This is a genomic window from Streptomyces sp. NPDC001920, assembly GCF_053594495.1.
In genome coordinates, this window is record NZ_JBSFEP010000011.1 from 253402 (window position 1) to 273602 (window position 20201).

17 protein-coding genes are annotated in these 20201 nt (G+C 72.0%); 9 read left to right on the plus strand and 8 right to left on the minus strand.

The window, feature by feature from the left end; all coding sequences use genetic code 11:
- Nucleotides 1-168 precede the first annotated feature (168 nt).
- A complete protein-coding gene (locus ACWCPI_RS20780) occupies nt 169-1371 on the plus strand; it encodes an amino acid deaminase/aldolase (protein WP_451039492.1) in 1203 nt (400 codons plus the stop codon).
- Between the two features lie 138 nt (nt 1372-1509).
- Here the strand turns inward: ACWCPI_RS20780 and ACWCPI_RS20785 are convergent, their stop codons facing one another.
- Genes ACWCPI_RS20785 through ACWCPI_RS20795 form a run of 3 tightly spaced genes read right to left on the minus strand, consistent with a single transcriptional unit; the run spans nt 1510 to nt 5041 of the window.
- On the minus strand, nt 1510-2292 hold the full coding sequence (locus ACWCPI_RS20785) for a 3-oxoacyl-ACP reductase (protein WP_451039493.1): 783 nt from the start codon (nt 2290-2292) through the stop codon (nt 1510-1512).
- On the minus strand, nt 2289-3668 hold the full coding sequence (locus ACWCPI_RS20790; RefSeq protein WP_451039494.1) for an aldehyde dehydrogenase family protein: 1380 nt from the start codon (nt 3666-3668) through the stop codon (nt 2289-2291). The genes ACWCPI_RS20785 and ACWCPI_RS20790 overlap by 4 nt, the downstream gene beginning before the upstream one ends.
- 8 nt (nt 3669-3676) lie before the next feature.
- The gene (locus tag ACWCPI_RS20795) at nt 3677-5041 is read right to left on the minus strand and encodes a glutamine synthetase family protein (RefSeq protein ID WP_451039495.1); all 1365 of its coding nucleotides are present in this window, start codon (nt 5039-5041) and stop codon (nt 3677-3679) included.
- 86 nt (nt 5042-5127) lie between these two features.
- Here ACWCPI_RS20795 and ACWCPI_RS20800 point away from each other — a divergent pair, with 86 nt between their 5' ends.
- From ACWCPI_RS20800 to ACWCPI_RS20810, 3 genes are all read left to right on the plus strand, one after another.
- Nucleotides 5128-5874: a FadR/GntR family transcriptional regulator gene (locus ACWCPI_RS20800; protein ID WP_451039496.1), complete on the plus strand. Its 747-nt coding sequence runs from the start codon at nt 5128-5130 to the stop codon at nt 5872-5874.
- Nucleotides 5875-6042: 168 nt separating this feature from the next.
- A complete protein-coding gene (gene eat / locus ACWCPI_RS20805) occupies nt 6043-7485 on the plus strand; it encodes an ethanolamine permease (RefSeq protein ID WP_451039497.1) in 1443 nt (480 codons plus the stop codon).
- A gap of 25 nt (nt 7486-7510) precedes the next feature.
- Nucleotides 7511-8197 (plus strand): gamma-glutamyl-gamma-aminobutyrate hydrolase family protein, encoded by a 687-nt coding sequence (locus tag ACWCPI_RS20810; protein WP_451039498.1) that lies wholly within the window; start codon nt 7511-7513, stop codon nt 8195-8197.
- Nucleotides 8198-8318: 121 nt separating this feature from the next.
- Here ACWCPI_RS20810 and ACWCPI_RS20815 read toward each other — a convergent pair whose 3' ends face one another.
- A complete protein-coding gene (locus ACWCPI_RS20815) occupies nt 8319-9242 on the minus strand; it encodes a LysR family transcriptional regulator (RefSeq protein ID WP_451039499.1) in 924 nt (307 codons plus the stop codon).
- Between the two features lie 70 nt (nt 9243-9312).
- Between ACWCPI_RS20815 and ACWCPI_RS20820 the strand changes: the two genes are divergently transcribed.
- Nucleotides 9313-10437: a TDT family transporter gene (locus tag ACWCPI_RS20820; RefSeq protein ID WP_451039500.1), complete on the plus strand. Its 1125-nt coding sequence runs from the start codon at nt 9313-9315 to the stop codon at nt 10435-10437.
- Here the strand turns inward: ACWCPI_RS20820 and ACWCPI_RS20825 are convergent.
- From ACWCPI_RS20825 to ACWCPI_RS20840, 4 genes are all read right to left on the minus strand, one after another.
- On the minus strand, nt 10349-11068 hold the full coding sequence (locus ACWCPI_RS20825; protein ID WP_451039501.1) for a helical backbone metal receptor: 720 nt from the start codon (nt 11066-11068) through the stop codon (nt 10349-10351). The genes ACWCPI_RS20820 and ACWCPI_RS20825 overlap by 89 nt on opposite strands.
- Nucleotides 11068-11637 (minus strand): helix-turn-helix domain-containing protein, encoded by a 570-nt coding sequence (locus tag ACWCPI_RS20830; protein ID WP_019759881.1) that lies wholly within the window; start codon nt 11635-11637, stop codon nt 11068-11070. The genes ACWCPI_RS20825 and ACWCPI_RS20830 overlap by 1 nt, the downstream gene beginning before the upstream one ends.
- A gap of 528 nt (nt 11638-12165) precedes the next feature.
- Nucleotides 12166-13992 carry an ABC transporter permease/substrate binding protein gene (locus ACWCPI_RS20835; RefSeq protein WP_451039502.1) on the minus strand — a complete coding sequence of 609 codons (1827 nt, stop codon included), beginning with the start codon at nt 13990-13992 and terminating at the stop codon, nt 12166-12168.
- Nucleotides 13985-15061: a quaternary amine ABC transporter ATP-binding protein gene (locus tag ACWCPI_RS20840; RefSeq protein WP_451039503.1), complete on the minus strand. Its 1077-nt coding sequence runs from the start codon at nt 15059-15061 to the stop codon at nt 13985-13987. Before ACWCPI_RS20840 ends, ACWCPI_RS20835 begins: the two co-directional genes overlap by 8 nt.
- A gap of 200 nt (nt 15062-15261) precedes the next feature.
- Between ACWCPI_RS20840 and ACWCPI_RS20845 the strand changes: the two genes are divergently transcribed.
- From ACWCPI_RS20845 to ACWCPI_RS20860, 4 genes are all read left to right on the plus strand, one after another.
- Nucleotides 15262-16191: a 5'-3' exonuclease gene (locus tag ACWCPI_RS20845; protein WP_451039556.1), complete on the plus strand. Its 930-nt coding sequence runs from the start codon at nt 15262-15264 to the stop codon at nt 16189-16191.
- Nucleotides 16192-16359: 168 nt separating this feature from the next.
- Nucleotides 16360-17211 carry a siderophore-interacting protein gene (locus tag ACWCPI_RS20850; RefSeq protein WP_451039504.1) on the plus strand — a complete coding sequence of 284 codons (852 nt, stop codon included), beginning with the start codon at nt 16360-16362 and terminating at the stop codon, nt 17209-17211.
- Nucleotides 17212-18080: 869 nt separating this feature from the next.
- On the plus strand, nt 18081-19106 hold the full coding sequence (locus tag ACWCPI_RS20855; RefSeq protein ID WP_451039505.1) for a terpene synthase family protein: 1026 nt from the start codon (nt 18081-18083) through the stop codon (nt 19104-19106).
- 147 nt (nt 19107-19253) lie between these two features.
- The gene (locus ACWCPI_RS20860; RefSeq protein ID WP_451039506.1) at nt 19254-20195 is read left to right on the plus strand and encodes an RluA family pseudouridine synthase; all 942 of its coding nucleotides are present in this window, start codon (nt 19254-19256) and stop codon (nt 20193-20195) included.
- Nucleotides 20196-20201: the final 6 nt, after the last annotated feature.

Sequence of the window (20201 nt, forward strand, 5' to 3'; positions counted from 1 at the left end):
CGGATGGAGCGTCATCCCGGCGCGGCGGTCGGCCGGGGACTTCCACACATGCGTGCGCGTCACTCTACGGGTTGATCCCGGGCGAGCGGGAACCAGTCCGCGACCCCGTGTGCATCTGCCCGGAACATCCCCCTACCCTGCGGTAATCCTGCATGGCAGGCTTCGTTCATGACTGCGCGCGCCGCCGACCGGGCCCTTTACGACCGGGCCACCGCCCATCTCGACGCCCCTCTCGCGATCGTGGACCTGGACGCCTTCGACGCCAACGCGGACGACTTGCTCCGCCGCGCCGGCGGAAAGCCGATCCGCGTCGCCAGCAAGTCCGTACGCTGCCGGGCCCTGCTGGAGCGGGTGCTCGCGAAGGACGGGTTCGCGGGCGTCATGTCCTTCACCCTCGCCGAGTCCCTGTGGCTCGCGCGCTCCGGGTTCGACGACGTCCTGCTCGCCTACCCGTCCGCCGACCGCGCCGGGTTCGCCGAGCTGACCGCCGATCCCAAGCTCGCCTCCGCCGTGACGGTGATGATCGACGACCCGGCGCAGCTCCGGCTGATCGACGACGCCCGGGACGGCGGCCGGGAAGTGGTGCGGGTCTGCCTGGAGTTGGACACGTCGCTGAAGCTGCTGGGCGGCCGGGTGCGGGTCGGCGCCCGGCGTTCCCCGCTGCACTCCCCCGCGCAGGTCGCCGACATGGCCCGTCTGGTCGCCCGGCGTCCGGGATTCGAGGTCGTGGGGATCATGGCGTACGAGGGCCACATCGCCGGCGTCGGTGACGCCCTGCCGGGGCGGCCGCTGCGGTCGCGTGCCGTACGGCTGATGCAGGCCACCGCGCGCCGGGAACTCGCGGAGCGGCGGGCCGAGGTGGTGCGGGCCGTGCGGGCGGTCGCGCCGGAGCTGGAGTTCGTCAACGGCGGCGGGACCGGCAGTGTGCAGCACACGGCCGCCGAGGACTGCGTCACCGAGATCGGCGCCGGGTCGGGGCTGTACGTGCCGCGGCTGTTCGACAACTACACGTCCTTCAGCGGGCGTCCGGCCGCGCTGTTCGCCCAGCCTGTCGTGCGGCGGCCGGGGGTGGGCGTGGTGACGGTACTCGGCGGCGGGTATCCGGCCTCGGGTGCGGCCGGGCCGGACCGGTTGCCGGTGCCGTACCTGCCGGAGGGGCTGCGCTACGACCCCCAGGAGGGGCCCGGCGAGGTGCAGACGCCGCTGCTCGGCTCCCCCGCCGACGATCTGCTGATCGGCGACAAGGTGTGGTTCCGGCACGCCAAGGCCGGGGAGCTGTGCGAGCGGTTCGAGTCGCTGCACCTCGTCGAGGGCGACTCGGTGACGGCGACCGTGCCGACGTACCGGGGTGAGGGGCACACGTTCCTGTAGCGCACCGGTTCCGAGTCGGTCCACGACGACGGCCGGGGCGTGGGCGGTTCATCTCGGTGCCCCGCCCCCCCGGCCGGGCGGCGGCCCAGGCCCGGCCGGGCACCGGCGGTCCCGGAGCCGCGGCCACCGCGGGGCGCCCTACAGGGGTGTCACGTACGCCCCCGCGATCCCACCGTCGACCAGGAAGTCGGTGGCGTTCACGAAGGAGGAGTCGTCGCTGGCCAGGAAGGCGACGGCGGCGGCGATCTCCTCGGCCTCGGCGAAACGGCCGACCGGGATGTGGACGAGCCGGCGGGCGGCGCGCTCCGGGTCCTTGGCGAACAGCTCCTGCAGGAGCGGGGTGTTGACCGGGCCGGGGCACAGGGCGTTGACCCGGATGCCGTCGCGGGCGAACTGCACGCCCAGTTCACGGGACATGGCGAGGACGCCGCCCTTGGAGGCCGTGTAGGAGATCTGCGAGGTCGCCGCGCCCATCCGGGCGACGAAGGACGCCGTGTTGATGATGGACCCCTTGCCCTGCTGCCGCATGTAGGGGATCGCGGCCTTGCAGCACAGGTAGACGGAGGTGAGGTTGACCTCCTGGACCCGCTTCCACGCCTCCAGGCCGGTCTCCAGGATGGAGTCGTCGTCGGGCGGTGAGATGCCGGCGTTGTTGAAGGCGATGTCGACGCTGCCGTAGGTGTCGTACGCCGCCTTGAACAGCGCATCGACCTGCTCGGGGTCGGTGACGTCGACCTTGACGAAGATCCCGCCGACCTCCTCGGCGACCGCCTTGCCGCGCTGCTCGTCGACGTCGCCGCAGACGACGCGGGCGCCCTCGGAGGCGAGTCGGCGGGCGGTGGCGAGGCCGATGCCGCTGCCGGCTCCGGTGATGACTGCCGTGCGGCCGACGAGGCGACGGCACACATTCTGTTCGGTCACTGTGCGGGGCCCTCCGTGCTGATGAAGACGTTCTTGGTCTCGGTGAATGCGGTCAGGGCGTCCGGACCCAGTTCGCGGCCTATGCCGGACTGCTTGAAGCCGCCGAAGGGGGTCCAGTAGCGGACGCTGGAGTGGGAGTTGACGGACAGGTTCCCGGCCCGGACGGCTTGGGAGACGCGCAGGGCGCGGCCGACGTCCCGGGTCCAGACGGAGCCGGAGAGGCCGTAGTCGGTGCCGTTGGCCAGGGCGACCGCCTCGGCCTCGTCCTCGAAGGGGAGGACGACGGCCACGGGTCCGAAGACCTCCTCGACGGCCACGCGCGCGTGCGGCTCGACGCCGGTGAGGACGGTGGGCGGGAACCAGAAACCGGGGCCCTCGGGGGCCTTGCCGCGGATGCCGTCCAGGTCGTCGGTGACGTACGAACGGACCCGGTCCAGCTGGGCCTTGGAGATGAGCGGGCCCATGTCGGTCTTCTCGTCGGCGGGGTCGCCCACCGTCACCGCCTCGATGGCCGGGCTCAGCAGCTCCAGGAAGCGGTCGTGGACGGAGCGCTGGACGAGGATGCGGGTGCGGGCGCAGCAGTCCTGGCCGCAGTTGTCGAGGAAGGACATGGGGGCGGCGGCCGCGGCGGCTTCGAGGTCGGCGTCGGCGAAGACGATGTTGGGGCTCTTGCCGCCGAGTTCCAGGGTGACGCGCTTGAGGAGTGCCGAGCCCTTCGCCAGCACCTGTCTGCCCACGGTCGTCGAACCGGTGAAGACGATCTTCGCGACGCCCGGGTGCTCGACGAGGGCGTTGCCCGCGACGGGGCCGTGGCCGGGCAGGACCTGGAACAGGCCCTGCGGGAGCCCGGCCTCCAAGGCGAGCTCCGCCAGTCGCAGCGCGGTCAGCGGGGTCGTCTCGGCGGGCTTGAGGATGACCGCGTTGCCGGCCGCGAGCGCGGGGGCGGTACCCCAGGCGGCGATCGGCATCGGGAAGTTCCAGGGAGCGATGACGCCGACGACGCCCAGCGGTTCGAGGATCGTCACGTTCAGGCCGCCGGGTACCGGGATCTGATGGCCGGTCAGCCGCTCGACTCCGCCGGCCGCGTAGTCGAGCAGGTCGCGGACGTTGCCGGCCTCCCAGCGGGCGTTGCCGATGGTGTGCCCGGCCTCGCGGACCTCCAGCTGGGCGAGTTCCTCCAGGTGTTCGTCGACGGCGACGGCGAACCGGCGCAGCAGCCGGGCGCGTTCGCCGGGCGCGAGGGCGGCCCAGGCGGACTGCGCCCTCGTGGCGCGTACGACCGCGGTGTCCACGTCGGCCGCGGTGGCGGCCGGGACGGTGGCGACGACCTCCTCGGTGGCGGGGTTCAGTACCTGCAGTTCGTGCTCGGAAGACAACAAGGGCCTCACATGCGTTCGAAGGAGCGGCGCAGCTCCCAGTCGGTGACCGCGGCGTCGAAGGCGTCCAGTTCGACGCGCGCCATGTTGCGGTAGTGGGCGACGACCTCGTCGCCGAAGGCGGCCTTGGCGATCGGGCTGTTCTCCCAGAGTTCGGCGGCCTCGCGCAGGGTCGTGGGGACGTGCGCGAAGTCGGCGGTGTAGGCGTTGCCGGGGCAGGGCTCGGGCAGTTCGAGCTTCTGCTCGATGCCGTACAGCCCGGCCGCGACCAGTCCGGCGACGGCCAGGTGCGGGTTGACGTCACCGCCGGGCAGCCGGTTCTCGAAGCGCAGGGAGCGGCCGTGGCCGACGACGCGCAGGGCGCAGGTGCGGTTGTCGTGGCCCCAGGCGACGGCGGTCGGGGCGAAGGAGCCCGGCTGGAACCGCTTGTAGGAGTTGATGTTGGGGGCGTAGAGGAGGGAGAAGTCGCGCAGCGCGGCCAGTTGCCCGGCGAGGAAGTGCCGCATGACCTCCGACATGCCGTCTTCACCGTCGCCGGCCATGGCGTTGGAGCCGTCGGCGTCCGCGAGGGAGAGGTGGATGTGGCAGGAGTTTCCCTCGCGCTCGTTGTACTTGGCCATGAAGGTGATCGAGACGCCCTCCTGGGCGGCGATCTCCTTGGCGCCGGTCTTGTAGACGGCGTGCTGGTCGCAGGTGACGAGGGCGTCGTCGTAGCGGAAGGCGATCTCGTGCTGGCCGGGGTTGCATTCGCCCTTGGCGGACTCGACGGTGAGGCCGGCGCCCGCCATCTCGTTGCGGATGCGGCGCAGCAGGGGCTCGATGCGGCCCGTGCCGAGGACGGAGTAGTCGATGTTGTACTGGTTGGCGGGGGTGAGGCCGCGGTAGTTGGCGTCCCAGGCCTGCTCGTAGGTGTCCTTGAAGACGATGAACTCCAGCTCGGTGCCGACGTTCGCCGTGTAGCCGTGCTCGGCGAGGCGCTCCAGCTGGCGGCGCAGGATCTGGCGGGGTGCGGCGGCCACGGGCGAGCCGTCGTTCCAGGCGAGGTCGGCGATCAGCATGGCCGTGCCGGCGTTCCAGGGCACGCGGCGCAGCGTGGCCAGGTCCGGGTGCATGGCGAAGTCTCCGTAGCCGCGGTCCCAGGAGGACATGGCGTAGCCGTCGACGGTGTTCATCTCGGTGTCGACGGCGAGGAGGTAGTTGCAGCCCTCGGTGCCGTGGTGCAGGACCTCGTCGAGGAAGAAGCGGGCGGCGAACCGCTTGCCCTGGAGCCGTCCTTGCATATCGGGGAAGGCCAGGACGACAGTGTCGATCTCACCGCCGGCGACGAGGGCGTGCAGCTCCTCGACGCTCAGCGGGGGTGTGCGGTCTGCCACGGGAGAGCCTCCATTCGGCTACTTCGGTCAGCCGGGAGCCATAAGGTATTGCCCAGGACCATTGATTGGGAAGGGGGTCCGGCCACATGTCGCAGGAGGGCTGGGAGCACGGGGCGCCGGAGGCGGACGACCGGCTGACGCCGGTACTGCGTCCGGTGCGGGCGGGCAACGGCTTCGAGGAGGCCCTGGAGCAGATCCTCCAGGTCGTCCGGCTCGGCCTGGTGCCGGGCGGGGAGCGGCTGCCGGCCGAGCGCGAGCTGGCGGACCGGCTCGGGATCAGCCGGGTGACGCTGCGCGAGGTGCTGAAGGTGCTGCAGGACCAGGGACTGGTGGAGTCGCGGCGCGGGCGCTACGGCGGCACGTTCGTGCTGCCGCGCCCCCAGACGCCGGACGAGGAGGAGCTGCGCCGGCGCCTGAAGGACGTCGACGTCGAGGACACGCTGCGGTTCCGCGAGGTGCTGGAGGTCGGCGCGGCCGGGCTGTGCGCGGCGCACGGGCTGGACGAGGAGCAGGCCGACCGGTTGCGCGAGGCCCTGGCGCGCACGCACGACGCCCCGCTCGCCGACTACCGCCGCCTGGACACGCTGCTGCACCTGACGCTCGCCGAGCTGTCCGGCTCCCCCACGCTCACCGCCCAGTACGCGGCCGTCCGCGCCAGGGTCAACGACCTGCTCGACTGCATCCCGCTCCTCGTGCGCAACCTGGAGCACTCCCAGCGGCAGCACACCGCCCTGGTGGAGGCCGTGATCGAGGGCAACGCCGAGTGCGCGCGGGAGATCATGCGCGAGCACTGCGGGGGCACGGCGGCACTGCTGCGGGGTTTCCTCGGCTGAGGCGTGCCACCGGGCCCGGCAGGGCAGGGATTTACGGGCTGTTCACGCACGGGTATTGCCATCACCCGGTCGGCACCGCAAAGGTATGGATCCATTCCATTGAGCCGGGGCTCGGTCGACCCCACTGTGCCCGGCTCCGTGTCCGCCGCCCCCGTGGGGAGTCCGCCCATGTCCCTGGAATCCACCAACACATCGTCCGCCGAGACGGACGACTATCTGGAACGCAGGGCGCTGCGCCGCGGCAGCGCCGGCTGGGTGCTGCTCACCGGCCTCGGCGTCGCCTATGTCGTCTCCGGCGACTACTCCGGCTGGAACTTCGGCCTGGCCGAGGGCGGCTTCGGGGGCCTGGCGATCGCCATGGTCCTCATGGGCGCGATGTACGCGTGCATGGTCTTCGCCCTCGCCGAGCTGTCCTCGATCCTGCCCACGGCGGGCGGCGGCTACGGATTCGCCCGCCGGGCGCTCGGCCCCTGGGGCGGCTTCCTGACCGGTACGGCGATCCTCATCGAGTACGTCCTCGCGCCCGCCGCGATCGTCATCTTCATCGGCGACTACGTCGAGTCGCTGGGCCTGTTCGGACTGGAGTCCGGCTGGCCGCTGTACCTGGTCTGCTTCGCGATCTTCCTGGGCATCCACCTGTGGGGGGTGGGCGAGGCGCTGCGCTTCAGCTTCGTCGTCACCGGCATCGCGGTGGTCGCCCTGGTCGTGTTCGCGCTGGCGGCGCTGCCCCACTTCTCGTTCGGCTCGCTGGACGACATCCCGGTCGACCCGTCCGCGGCGGGGTCCGGTTCGTGGCTCCCGTTCGGGCTGCTCGGCATCTGGGCGGCCTTCCCCTTCGGCATGTGGTTCTTCCTGGGCGTCGAGGGCGTGCCGCTCGCGGCCGAGGAGACCAGAGAGCCGGCTCGTACGCTGCCGAAGGCGATCCGCTGGTCGATGGGCATCCTGGTGGTGCTGGCGGTGGTCACGTTCTTCGCGGCGGCGGGGGCACGGGGCTCCGCGGCCGTCCAGGACGCGGGCAACCCGCTGGTCGAGGCGCTCCAGCCCGACGGCGAGGCCACGACACTGAGCCGGATCGTGAACTACGCGGGTCTCGCGGGCCTGGTGGCGTCGTTCTTCTCCCTGATCTACGCGGGCTCCCGCCAGCTGTTCGCCCTCTCCCGCGCGGGCTATCTGCCCCGCTTCCTGTCCCTCACCAGCCGCCGCAAGGCGCCGTACCTGGGTCTGCTGGTGCCCGGCACGATCGGTTTCCTGCTGGCGGCGGTGTCGGGCGACGGTGCCCGCATGCTGAACATCGCGGTGTTCGGCGCGACGATCTCCTACGCGCTGATGTCCCTGTCGCACATCGTGCTGCGCCGTCGCGAGCCGGAGCTGCCGCGGCCGTACCGTACGCCGGGCGGGGTGCTGACCTCCTCCGTCGCCCTGGTGCTGGCCTGTGCGGCGCTGGTGGCCACGTTCCTGGTGGACGTGACGGCGGCGTTCATCGCCCTCGCGGTGTACGTCGTGGCCGTCGCCTACTTCGGTCTGTACAGCCGTAAGCGGCTGGTGGCGAAGGCACCGGAGGAGGAGTTCGCGGCGCTGGCGGCGGCCGAGGCAGAGTTGGCACGGGACTGAGACGTCGAACGTGAGGGAGTTCTCCGTGGCCAGGCCGTTGATCGGCGTCAGCACCTATCTGGAGTCCGGTGCACGCTGGGGCGTGTGGGAGCTGGAGGCGGCGCTGCTGCCGGTCGGCTATCCCAGGCTGGTGCAGCGGGCCGGCGGCCTGGCCGCGATGCTGCCGCCGGACGACCCGGCGCACGCCCCGGCGACCGTGGCCCGGCTGGACGGGCTGGTCGTGGCGGGCGGTCCCGACGTGGAACCCGTTCGCTACGGCGCGGAGCCCGACCCGCGCACCGGCCCGCCGGCGCGGGAGCGGGACGCCTGGGAGCTGGCTCTGATCGACGCGGCGCTCGCCGCACGGGTCCCGCTGCTGGGCATCTGCCGCGGGATGCAGCTGCTGAACGTCGCGCTGGGCGGCACGCTCGTCCAGCACATCGAGGGGCACGCGGAGGTCGTGGGCGTCTTCGGCGGGCACGCCGTCAAACCGGTGCCGGGAAGCCTGTACGGCACTGTGGTGCCGGAGGAGACCTTCGTGCCGACGTACCACCACCAGGCCGTGGACCGCCTGGGTGAGGGGCTCGCCCCGTCGGCGCACGCGGCGGACGGGACGGTGGAGGCGGTGGAACTGCCGTCGTCCGCCGGCTGGGTGCTGGGCGTGCAGTGGCACCCGGAGATGGGTGATGATCTGCGGGTCATGCGGGCCCTGGTACGTGCGGCCGGGGGCTGACAGAGGGATCTCGCCCCGCCGCCCCTGCCCCGTCCGCGTCCTGAGGACCCGCCCCTGCGCCTCCCAGGGGCTCGGCCCCTCGTACGCCGGAGCTGGTCGATCCGGCGGCGAGCGCGAGGAACTACCCCCGCGTCAGCGACAGCAGATCCCGGGCCGGGCCCACCGGGCGGTGGCCCGTCGGCCACACCGCCCGCAGGTCCCTCGCCAGGGACACGTCCGCCACCGGCACGCTCACCAGCCGCCGCATCGACAGCTCCTCCCCCACCGCGAGTTCGCTCAGCACCGCCGGCCCCGCCCCGCTGACCGCCGCCGCCTTGACCGCGGTGGTCGAGGACAGTTCGATCAGGGGCCGGGCCAGCCCGCCCAGCGCCGCGTCCAGGACCTGCCGGGTGCCCGAGCCCTTCTCCCGCAGGATCAGCGGGGTCACCGCCAGCTCCGAAGCCTCCAGTGGGCGGCCGCGGCGGGACCAGGCGTGCCCCGGCGCGGTCACCACGATCAGGTTGTCGTGGGCGATGACCACGGAGTCCAGCCCGGTCGGGGCGGTCAGCCCCTCCACGAACCCCAGGTCCGCCTCGTCCGCCAGAAGCCGCTCCGCCACCGCCGCCGAGTTCCCGGCGAGCAGCGACACCGCCGTGTCCGGGCGCTGGGCACGCAGCGCGAGCAGCCACCCCGGCAGCAGGTACTCCGCGATCGTCATGCTCGCCGCGACCCTCAGCCGCGAGTCACGCCGGTCCCGCAACGCCTGCGCGCCCGCGTCGAAGGCCTCCGCCGCCTCCACGACGCGCCGCGCCCAGTCCGTCACCAGCGCGCCGGCGTCCGTGAGCCGCGATCCCCTCGGTGACCGGTCCACCAGAGCCACGCCCAGCTGCCGTTCCATCGACCGGATCCGGCTGCTCGCCGCCGGCTGGGTGATCCCCAGCTCACGCGCCGCCCCGCCCAGACTGCCGAGCCGCGCCACCGCCAGCAACAGTTCCAGCGCGCCGAGATCCGGGACACGGTGTGCCAGGGTTCCCGCGCGAAACTGCCCCTCCGCCGCTTGAGTCATAAGCCCAGTTTATGTCGCCATAGAGGCACACTCCCTGGTGGTGAGTGGCCCCCGCGGCGACGCTGAGCGCATGGTCACCGCCGTCCGTCATCTCGGCCCCCACTGGTACGCCTCCGTCATGGGCACCGCCGCCGTCGCCACCGCCGGAGCGGCACTGCCGGCCCCCGTCCCGGGCCTGCGTACCGCCTGCGCCGCGGTCTGGGCCCTCTCGCTCGCCTTTCTCGCCGCCCTTCTCGGCGCCCGCGCCCTGCACTGGGCCCACCACCGTGACCAGGCCCGGGCCCACCTCCTCGACCCGGCGACGGCGCCCTTCTACGGCTGCCTGTCCATGGCCCTGACGGCTGTGGGCGGCGGTGCCCTGACCGTCGGGCGGGACTGGCTCGGCACCGGGGCGGCGGTCGCGCTCGACGCCGTGCTGTTCACCGCCGGCACGGTCGTCGGGCTGGCGGCGGCCGTCGCCGTCCCGTACCTCATGGCCGTACGCCATCGCGTCGAACCCTCGCAGGCCACGCCCGTGTGGCTGCTGCCGCTCGTGGCGCCCATGGTGTCCGCCGCGCTCGGCCCGCTCCTGGTGCCGCATCTGCCGCCCGGTCAGGCGCGGGAGACGCTGCTGCTGGCCTGCGTGACGATGTTCGGGCTCAGCCTGGCCGGCACCCTGCTGATGCTGCCGCTGGTCTTCGCCCGCCTGATCACCGGCGGGCCGCTGCCCCTCGCGCTCACCCCGTCGCTGTTCCTGGTCCTGGGTCCGCTCGGGCAGTCCACCACCGCCGTCGGCGCGTTCGCGGACGCCGCTGCGGGCGTGGTGCCGGCCCCGTACAGCGACGGGTTCGGGGTGCTCGCCGTCCTCTACGGCGTCCCCGTCATGGGCTTCGCGCTGCTGTGGTTCGCCTTCGCCGGCGCCCATGTGCGGCGGGCGCGCCGGCACGGCATGGGGTTCGCCATGACGTGGTGGGCGTTCACGTTCCCGGTCGGCACGTGTGTCACCGGTGCCGCGGCGCTCGCCCGGCACACCGGGCTCCTCGTGTACGACTGGCTCGCGATCGGGCTGTACGGCGTGCTGGTCGCCGCCTGGGCCGCCGCTTCGGTGCACACCGCGCGCGGGCTGCTCAGCGGTGTGCTGCTCGCAGCGCCTCGGACAGCACCCTCGGCGCCTCGGCCAGTGACGGGCCGTACCACGTCAGGTGCCGTCCGCTGACGAGCGCGCAGGGCAGGCCGGGGAAGGCCTCGGGGCCGTCGTCGGCCGTGAAGCGGTACGGCTCGTCGGGAAGGACGACCAGGTCCGGGGCCGCCGCGAGCAGGGCGTCCAGCGGGATGCGCGGGTAGCGCTCCTGGTGGGTGGCGTACCGGTGGTCCACGCCGAGGCGGGCCAGGACGTCGCCCGCGAACGTGTCCCGGCCCAGCACCATCCAGGGGCGCCGCCAGACGGGGACCACGGCCGTCGTACGGCGTTCCGGTTCCGGTGGTGACGCCCAGGCCCGCTCGGCCTCGTCCAGCCACCGCGGGCGTGCCGGGACACCGCAGGCCGCCAGCACGCGGGTCAGCTCGCCGAAGGCCTGCGGAACGTCTCGCACCTCGGTCACCAGGACCTCGGCACCGGCCGCGCGCAGGGCGGCGAGGTCGGGCTCGCGGTTCTCCTCCTCGTTGGCGATCACGAGGTCGGGTGCGAGGGCGATGATCCGCTCGATCGCGGGGTTCTTGGTGCCGCCGACCCGGGTGACGTCCAGGTCGGCGGGGTGGCTGCACCAGTCCGTGGCGCCCACCAGGACATCGGGGGCGGAGACGGCGACGGCCTCCGTCAGGGACGGCACGAGGGAGACGACGCGCATCAGCGCCCCGGCCGGTCCCGGACCGCCTCGATGTGCTCGGCCACCGCGACGACGACCACGCGGGTGTCCGGCACGGTCGCCCGCCAGCGGTGGCGCACCCCGCCGGTGAGGTACAGGGTGTCGCCGCGGCCCAGCCGGTAGGCGCGGCCCTCCGCCTCGATCTCCACGGCGCCGTCGGCGACGTACATCAACTGGTCGTTGCGGTACTGGAATTCGCGGCCCGCGTCATGGTCGCCGGTGAACTCCGAGGCGTGCATCTGGTGGTGACCGCGCACCAGGGAACGGGTGCGCGGTTCCGGTGCCAGTTCGGTGGTGTCGGCGCGTACGACGTCGACGCTGCACGCCGGGTCGGCGGCGGCGAGGAGCTCGACCGCGGTCGTGCGCAGGGCGTCGGCGACCTTCTCCAGCGAACTGCGGCTGGGGCGGGCCCGGTCGTTCTCGACCTGGCTCAGGAAGGGCACGGACAGGCCGCTGCGCTCGGCCACGACGGCGAGGGTGAGGTCCAGCGCCCGGCGACGCCGCCGCACGGCCGCGCCCACGCGGAGGGGCTGTTCCTTGTGGTCGCCCATGGCTCCGGCTCCCTCCTTCGCTCGTCGGTCCGCCGCCCTCACGCCCGTCGCCGGGCGCGGGCCTTGTGTCGAGTTCTCTGCACCCTACGCATGTTCGGCAAACCGTTGCATGCGCCCGTCGCATCGACGACACGTAGGGGGGAGTACGACCCATCGGTTCGCGCCAGTGGATCCACGCCCCGCACCCCCGTGTTCCCACCTGCCGCCCCTGACTCCCGCTCAGCACGAAAGCGGCCTCTTCTTGTCCCATGCGCCGCGAGCTGCCTGTGTTCCCTCGTCCGGCCCGGGCGGAGGGCCTGGTCACGGAGATCTTCGAGGGCTCCTTGCCGGGGCGTCAAGGCGCGGCGCGCGGCGCGGAGTTGACGTGGCCGGGCACGGGGCCGGGTAGCGCTGTGTGGTTGGCCGGATCCCGTTCGTAGCGCTCCGGCAGCCGGAGGCGGACAGACCACGAGGGGTGGGCCCGCCGGTACGTGAGGGGAAAACGTACGGCGGGACCCACCCCTCGGGCGGCGGTCCGGGCCCGTCAGGTCACCCGGCCGCCTGGTCCTTGTGCTCCGATCCGGCGACCGGGGCCCACTTGTCCACGAGACCGGGGTTCCGCTCCAGCCAGGCGCGGACGGCGTCCTGCTCCTTGCCCTTGCCCGCCTTGGTGATCCGGGACTCCAGGCCGGTGAGCTGCTCCTCGGTCATGGAGAAGTTCTTCAGCCACTCGCCGACCTCGGGGTTTTCCTCGGCGAAGCCCTTGCGGGCGAGGGTGTGCACGCCGTCGCCCTTGCCCCAGGCGCCCTCGGGGTCCTTGAGCTTCCTCAGGTCGTAGTCGCTGTACGCCCAGTGCGGCGACCAGAGCGTGACGACGACCGGCTCCTTCTTGGCGTACGCGCGCTTGAGTTCGGCCAGCATCGCCGGCGTCGAGCCGTCCACGACCTCGTAGGTGCCCTTCAGGCCGTACTTCTCAAGGACGGTGTCCTTGAGCAGGCCCATCATCCCGGCGCTCGGCTCGATGCCGATGATCTTGCCCTTGAACGTGTCGGCCCTGCCCTTGAGGTCCGCCAGGGAGTCGACGCCCTTCACGTACGAGGGGACGCTGAGCTCCAGGGAAGTGGGGCCGTACCAGGAGCCGAGGTCGTCGAGCTGCTTGCCGTACTTCTTCCAGTACTCCGCGTGGGTGGTGGGCAGCCAGGCGTCGGTCTGGAAGTCGATCTGGCCGGTGGCGACGCCGGTGTAGAGCGGCCCGGCGGCGTACTGGGTGGTGTCGACCTCGAAGCCGCGGCGCTCCAGCAGCTCCTTCCACAGGAACGTGGAGGCGATGCCCTCGTCCCACGGGATGTAGCCGATGGTGATCTCCTTGCCCTTGCCGACGTCCGAGGCGGATGCCTCGGCGGTGCCCGAGGAGGGGCCGAGGACGCTCATGCCGCCCGCGACCAGCGCCAGGGCGGCCACGCCGGCGACCGCGACGACCGGGCGTGGGCGGTGGTTCCACGCCTTGACGCCGCCCACGGCGCGGGCCTTGGCCAAGGCCCGGCGGCCGAGCGGGGAGATCTGGGCGCCGAGGGCGCCGGTGACGCGGTCCAGGTAGATGGCGAGGACGACGATGCCGACGCCCGCCTCGAAACCGAAGCCGATGTCGAGCTGGCCGATGGCCTCGTTGACCGCACCTCCGAGGCCGCCGGTGCCGACCATGCCGGCGATGACGACCATCGACAGGCTCAGCATGATCACCTGGTTGACGCCCGCCATGATCGTCGGCAGGGCGAGCGGCAGCTGCACGCGGAGCAGGGTGTCGCGCGGGGTGGTACCGAAGGCCTCGGCGGCCTCGACCAGCTCGGCGTCGACCTGGCGGATGCCCAGTTCGGTCATGCGGACGCCGGGGGCGAGCGCGAAGATCAGGGTGGCGATGACGCCGGCGGCGGTGCCCAGGCCGAAGAAGAGGATGGCCGGGATCAGCAGCACCATCGACGGCATCGTCTGGAGCAGGTCCAGGACGGGCCGCACGGCCGCGCTGACCGTCCTGGAGCGGGCCGCCCAGATGCCGAGCGGCAGCGAGATCACCAGGGCGATGACGGTGGCGACGAGCACCAGGGCCAGTGTCGACATGGCCCGGTCCCACAGGTCGAGCGAGTCGACCAGCACGAACCCGGCGAAGCCGAGGACGCCCGCGACCAGGCCGCGCAGCCACCAGGCGAGAACGGCGAGGATGCCCGCGAGGACCAGCGGGGCGGGGGCGGTCAGGACGGCGTCGACGACGCCGTACATGCCCTCCACGACGGCCTTGACCGCGTCGAAGAGCCAGCCCATGTGGGTGACGAGCCAGTCGACGCCGGAGTCGACCCAGTCGCCCAGACGCAGCCTAGGCATGTGCGATCACCTTCCCCTCCGGGTCGCCGCAGGGCGTCGGACCGGCCGTCTCGTCACCGAGGAAGGCAAGCAGCCGCTGCCGCGGCACGACTCCGACGACCCGGTTCGCCTCGTCGACCACCGAGACCCGGTGGGAGAGCCGGGCACTCATCGCGCACAGGTCCACGAACGGCGTCTCGGGGGTCGCGGTCTCGCAGGCGCAGAGGGGGGCGTCGGCGGTGACCGAGGTGTCCATCAGGGCGCCCGCGGTGAGCACGCGGGAGCGGTCGACGTCCTGGACGAAGGAGGCGACGTAGTCGTTGGCGGGGCGGACGAGGATGTCCTGCGCCGAGCCGGTCTGGACGATCCGGCCGTCGCGCATGACCGCGATGCGGTCGCCCAGGCGCATGGCCTCGTTGAGGTCGTGGGTGATGAAGACGATGGTCTTCTTCAGGGTGCGCTGCAGTTCGAGGAGCTGGTCCTGCATGTCCCTGCGGATCAGCGGGTCGAGGGCGCTGAAGGACTCGTCCATGAGCAGCAGGTCGGCGTCGGTGGCGAGGGCACGGGCCAGGCCCACGCGCTGCTGCATGCCGCCGGACAGCTCGTCGGGCCAGGACTTCTCCCAGCCGGCCAGCCCGCACAGCCGGAGGGCCTCCAGGGCACGCTCCTCGCGCTCGGCGCGGGGCACACCCTGGACGGCGAGGCCGTAGGCGGCGTTCTCCAGGACGCTGCGGTGCGGGAAGAGCGCGAAGTGCTGGAAGACCATGCTGATCTTCCGGGCGCGGACCTCGCGCAGCTCACGGTCGCTGAGCGCCGTCAGGTCCTGGCCGGCGAAGCGCACATGGCCCGCGGTCGGTTCCAGCAGGCCGTTGAGCATGCGCAGCAGCGTGGACTTGCCGGACCCGGACAGGCCCATGACGACGAAGATCTGGCCCGGCTCCACGGTGAAGGAGGCGTCGATCACGGCGGCGGTGGTGCCGTCGGCGCGCAGCTCCTCGCGGTCGGCTCCCTGGCGGAGCCTCGTCACGGCCTCGTCCGGTCGTCTGCCGAACACTTTGTACAGATGCTCGGCCTCAAGCCTGGGTGACACGGGTACCTCTTGTCTCGACGGCAAAGGAAGGGAGTGACGGGCAGGCAGTTGAATGCGCAACCGGCGTCACTCCGAGGACGCGCCTGCCCCGGCCCCCCGGCCACAAACGCACAAGTGGTCGAGACCACAGGAGCAGCACGGAGCGCAACGCGTTGCGCACCGAGCGCACCGAAGGGCCGCTGTCAGTGGCGTGCGGCATGATGCGAGACGTGACCGGACGACTGATGCTCCTCGACACCGCCTCGCTCTACTTCCGCGCCTACTTCGGCGTCCCGGACTCCGTGAAGGCGCCGGACGGGACACCGGTGAACGCCGTGCGCGGACTCCTCGACTTCATCGACCGCCTGGTGAAGGACCACCGCCCGGACGCGCTGGTGGCCTGCATGGACGCCGACTGGCGCCCCCGGTGGCGGGTCGAGCTGATCCCCTCCTACAAGGCGCACCGCGTCGCCGAGGAGCACGAGACCGGGCCCGACGAGGAGGAGGTTCCCGACACGCTGTCTCCTCAGGTGCCGGTCATCGAGGCGGTCCTGGACGCGCTCGGCATCGCGCGCGTGGGGGTCGAGGGCTACGAGGCGGACGACGTGATCGGCACGTTCACCGCGCGGGCGAAGGGCCCGGTCGACATCGTCACCGGCGACCGCGACCTGTACCAGCTGGTGGACGACGCGCGCGGGGTCCGGGTGCTGTACCCGCTCAAGGGCGTGGGCACCCTTCAGCTCACCGACGAGGCGTGGCTGCGTGAGAAGTACGGCGTGGACGGCCGGGGGTACGCGGATCTGGCGCTGCTGCGCGGCGACCCGAGCGACGGCCTGCCGGGCGTGCCCGGGATCGGCGAGAAGACGGCGGCGAAGCTGCTGGCCGAGTTCGGCGACCTGGCCGGGATCATGGCGGCGGTCGACGACCCGAAGGCGAAGCTCACACCCTCGCAGCGCAAGCGCCTCGACGAGTCGCGGCCGTACGTCGCCGTGGCGCCGACGGTCGTGCGGGTCGCGGCCGACGTTCCGCTGCCGCAGGTGGACGTCGCCGTACCGCGGGCCCCGCGCGATGCCGCCGCACTGGACGAGCTGGCGGTGCGCTGGGGACTGGGCGGGTCACTCCAGCGGCTGCTCATGACGCTCGGTGCGTGAGGTTCAAGGGCGCACAGGGTGCCCCGTGCGGGCGCATGGGGCTTTCGATGCGGGGAATCCGTCTATTGATGCGCGACATACGCCGTTTCATGAACGAGTCCTAGCGGCATTCGCCGGGCGGAGGTGCTAACTTAGGTAAACCTAAGCTTGGAACGAGGGAGGCCTGTGATGGCACTACGCCCTGCCCGCAAGCCGCGGAAGCCCTACTCCGCGCAGGTCATCCGTACCGAACGGCTGACCCCGCACATGCAGCGTGTGGTGCTGGGCGGTGAGGGACTCGCCGACTTCGCGGCGGACACCTGCACGGACCATTACGTGAAACTCCTGTTCTCCCCCGAGGGCGTGAGTTACCCCGAGCCTTTCGACCTGGAGCGCATCCGCGAGCAGCTGCCGCGCGAGCAGTGGCCGGTGACGCGGACGTACACGGTACGGGCCTGGGATCCCGAGCATCGTGAGCTGACGCTCGACTTCGTGCTGCACGGCGACGAGGGCCTGGCCGGGCCATGGGCCATGCGCGCCCAGCCGGGCGACACCGTGCGGTTCCTGGGCCCCGGCGGCGCCTACGCCCCCGACCCGGACGCAGACTGGCATCTGCTCGCCGGCGACGAGAGCGCGCTGCCCGCGATCGCCAGCTCCCTGGAGTCACTGCCGGACGGCGCCCGGGTCCACGCGTTCGTGGAGGTGGCCGGGCCCGAGGAGGAGCAGAAGATCGACTCCGATGTGGAGATCGTCTGGCTGCACCGCGGGTCCCGCCCCGTCGGCGAGGCCCTGCTCCAGGCCGTGCGCTCGCTGGACTTCCCCGAGGGCCGGTTGCACGCCTTCGTGCACGGCGAGGCGCACTTCGTGAAGCAGCTGCGCCATCTGCTGCGGGTCGAGTGCGGTGTACCGCGGGAGGACCTGTCGATCTCCGGCTACTGGCGGCTCGGCCACAACGAGGACGGCTGGCAGGCCTCCAAGCGGGAGTGGAACGCACGGATCGAGACGGAGCAGGAGGGGGCGGGAGCGGCACCGGCCGCCTGAGGCCCGGTTGTTCAGATCCACCGAAGGGGCGGCGCCCGCGATGGCGCCGCCCCTTCGGTGTGGCCGTCGGCACGGCCCGCATCACCGTCCCCGACGTACGCGAGGGTCACCGGTCTGCTCCTGGTGGGACCCGCTGCTTCCAGCGGGCGCCCCGCGCATGCCGTGCCCCGGCAACGAACTGCTGTCCCAGCCACCGCGAACGGGCGGTGCCGGCGTGAGACCGCGCGTGCGGTCGCCACGAAGTCCGCCCCACGCGCCCGGGTGCACGCCCTTACCGGCGTCCGGAAACCATCGCATGGTGCAAGGCAGGGCTATCAGGGAGAGGCGACGGCATGAGCAGTGCCTCGGGTCCGTGGGGGTGGTGTCCGGATGCCCGCGACGGTCGGCAGAGCGCCCGAGACGCTGCCCGACATGGTCCGGGCGAGGCGTCGCGGCGGCGCCCCCACCAGCTCCATCCGCTTGAACAGTTGACGAAACCCGCGGGGGCACTGGAAGGTGGAGGTGATCCACGACCGCGTCGCCGATGCCGCGGTCGTGGCGGTGGTGACCACCGATCCACTGCACCGTCCGGCGGTCGCCTCGAAGGCCACGTCCGACGGTTCCTCCGCCAGGCCCCCTTGGTGCACGATTCAGCCACGCCGTAGCCGCGGCGTATGGAGCACAGCGCGTAGTTCTTGGACCCGGTCGACTCCGTCACCCGGAGGGCATCGTGAAAGGCTCTGCTCGCGCCCAGGTTGCCTCGGGCCCTCCCCGTGGGCGGGCACCCGGCTGTCGCGGACGCTGCCCCGGAGACGTCGGCGGAGCGACATCGGCGACCAGCCGCCCCTTCGGGCCGACAAGCACGCTGAGGCAGAAACCGGGAGAGAGTCATGCCCCAGAACGTCACCATCAAGTTACCCGTTCCGTCACGGCTGAACCCCGGTCTGGCAGCTGCCAGGGAACGGCATCTGGAATGGATGCGCCGACAGAATCTGGTGCTGGGACATCAGGCCGCCCGTCGCTACCTGTTCTCGGCGGTGGCGGACCTGGCCGCCTACAGCTACCCGGACGCCGAAGGCGACGACCTCGACCTTGCCTTCGACACGATGGGCTGGTTCTTCCTGTTCGACGATCTGTTCGACGTCCCCGAGGGGTGCGAGGCCCATGAGGCCGTCGAGGTGTGCCAGCAACTCATCGCACTCGTCAGCCACTCCTCCGCGCGCCGGGTCGATCATGAAGCGCCCCTGGTGAGCGCCTTCGCGGACATCTGGCGCCGAGCGAGGTCGGGGATGTCCGAGGAATGGCAGCAACGGGCGGCTCACAACTGGGCGGACTACCTCGCGGGCAACCTCACCGAGGAGATCGACCGCCGCACATGGGTCCCCCAGGACTTCGCCACCCGGATGCGGATCGGACACCGCACGCTGGGGCTGATCCCCTCGCTCGATCTGGCCGAAAGAGTGGGGCACTTCGAGATCCCCCGGATCATCTGGCACAGCAGCCAGCTGGAGTCGATGCGACGGGCGGCTGTCGACGCCGTCAAGCTCATCAACGAGGTGATGTCCCTGGAGAACGACGACGCGCGGGGAGATCCCAACCTGGTGCACTGCCTCATGCGGCAACGCCACTGCTCCCGACAGGAAGCCATCCTGCTGGCCGTGGCCCTCGTACAGACAGCGGTCGGTCAGCTCTTCGAACAGGCGCGACGCATCCCCCTCTTCTGCTCCCGGCTCGGGCTCACGAGCGCCCAGTCCGAGAAGGTCCAGCGCCACGCGAACGCCATGCTCACGTGGATACGCGGCAGCTACGACTGGAGCCGCAGCAACGGCCGCTACTCGCCACGCACCGCCAGCGCACTCAGCCCGGATGTGACCGGCGAGCTGCACCCCGACAACCTCACACCCGTGTCTCCGTAGCGTCCCAGGGCACACCCTGTTCCGTGGGACGGTGCACACCACCGCCGCTGTGCACCGTCCCTTGAAACAGTGCGGGCGGTGACCGCCGCCCCGGATGCGGGTGCTGGGCGGGGGTGCCGTCGGCGCCCCCTCGTAGGCTTGGTGACGATGAGACGCCGTACTGCGCCCCCGCCCTCTCCCCTGCCACAGCGCCAAGGGGTGGACCCGGTGCGCGTACGGTTGCCGGCCGGGGAGGCGTGGGCGACCGTACGGGATCATCTCGTGGCCCGGCTCGCACCCGGGGCCGGAGTGATCGACGGGATGCTCGACGCGGGACTGATCGTGGACGCCGCCGGACGCCCGGTGGCACGGGACACGGCGTACGTGCCGGGAATGTACGTGTGGTTCCACCGGGAGCTGCCCGCCGAGGAGCCGGTGCCGTTCGCGGTCGACGTCGTGCACCGGGACGAGCACCTGGTGGTGGCCGACAAACCGCACTTCCTTGCGACCACGCCCCGCGGCAGCCATGTCGCCGAAACCGTCCTTGCCCGGTTGCGGCGCGAGCTGGGCATCCCGACACTGAGCGCGGCCCACCGGCTGGACCGGCTGACGGCCGGGCTGGTGATGTTCACCGTGCGACCCGAGGAGCGCGGCGCCTACCAGTCGCTGTTCCGCGACCGGCTGGTGGCGAAGGAGTACGAGGCGGTGGCTCCGTACGACCCCGCCCTGGACCTGCCGCGTACCGTGCGCAGCCGCATCGTCAAGGAGCGCGGGGTGCCGGCGGCCCGCGAGGTGGAGGGCGAGCCCAACGCCGTCAGCCGGATCGAGTTGCTGGAGCACCGGGAGGGCCGGGCCCGGTACCGGCTGACACCGCGTACCGGGCAGACACACCAACTGAGAGTGCACATGAGCGCCTTGGGCGTGCCGATCCTCGGTGATCCTCTTTATCCGATGGTCACCGCTCCCGTGGCGGCCGGTGACTTCCGGCGTCCGCTCCAACTGCTGGCGCGGACACTGGAGTTCACCGATCCAGTCACGGGGCGCGAACACCGGTTCACCAGCCCGCGGGTGTTGAGGGCCTGGTCGTCGTACGACGACTGGCACGGGTAGCACCGC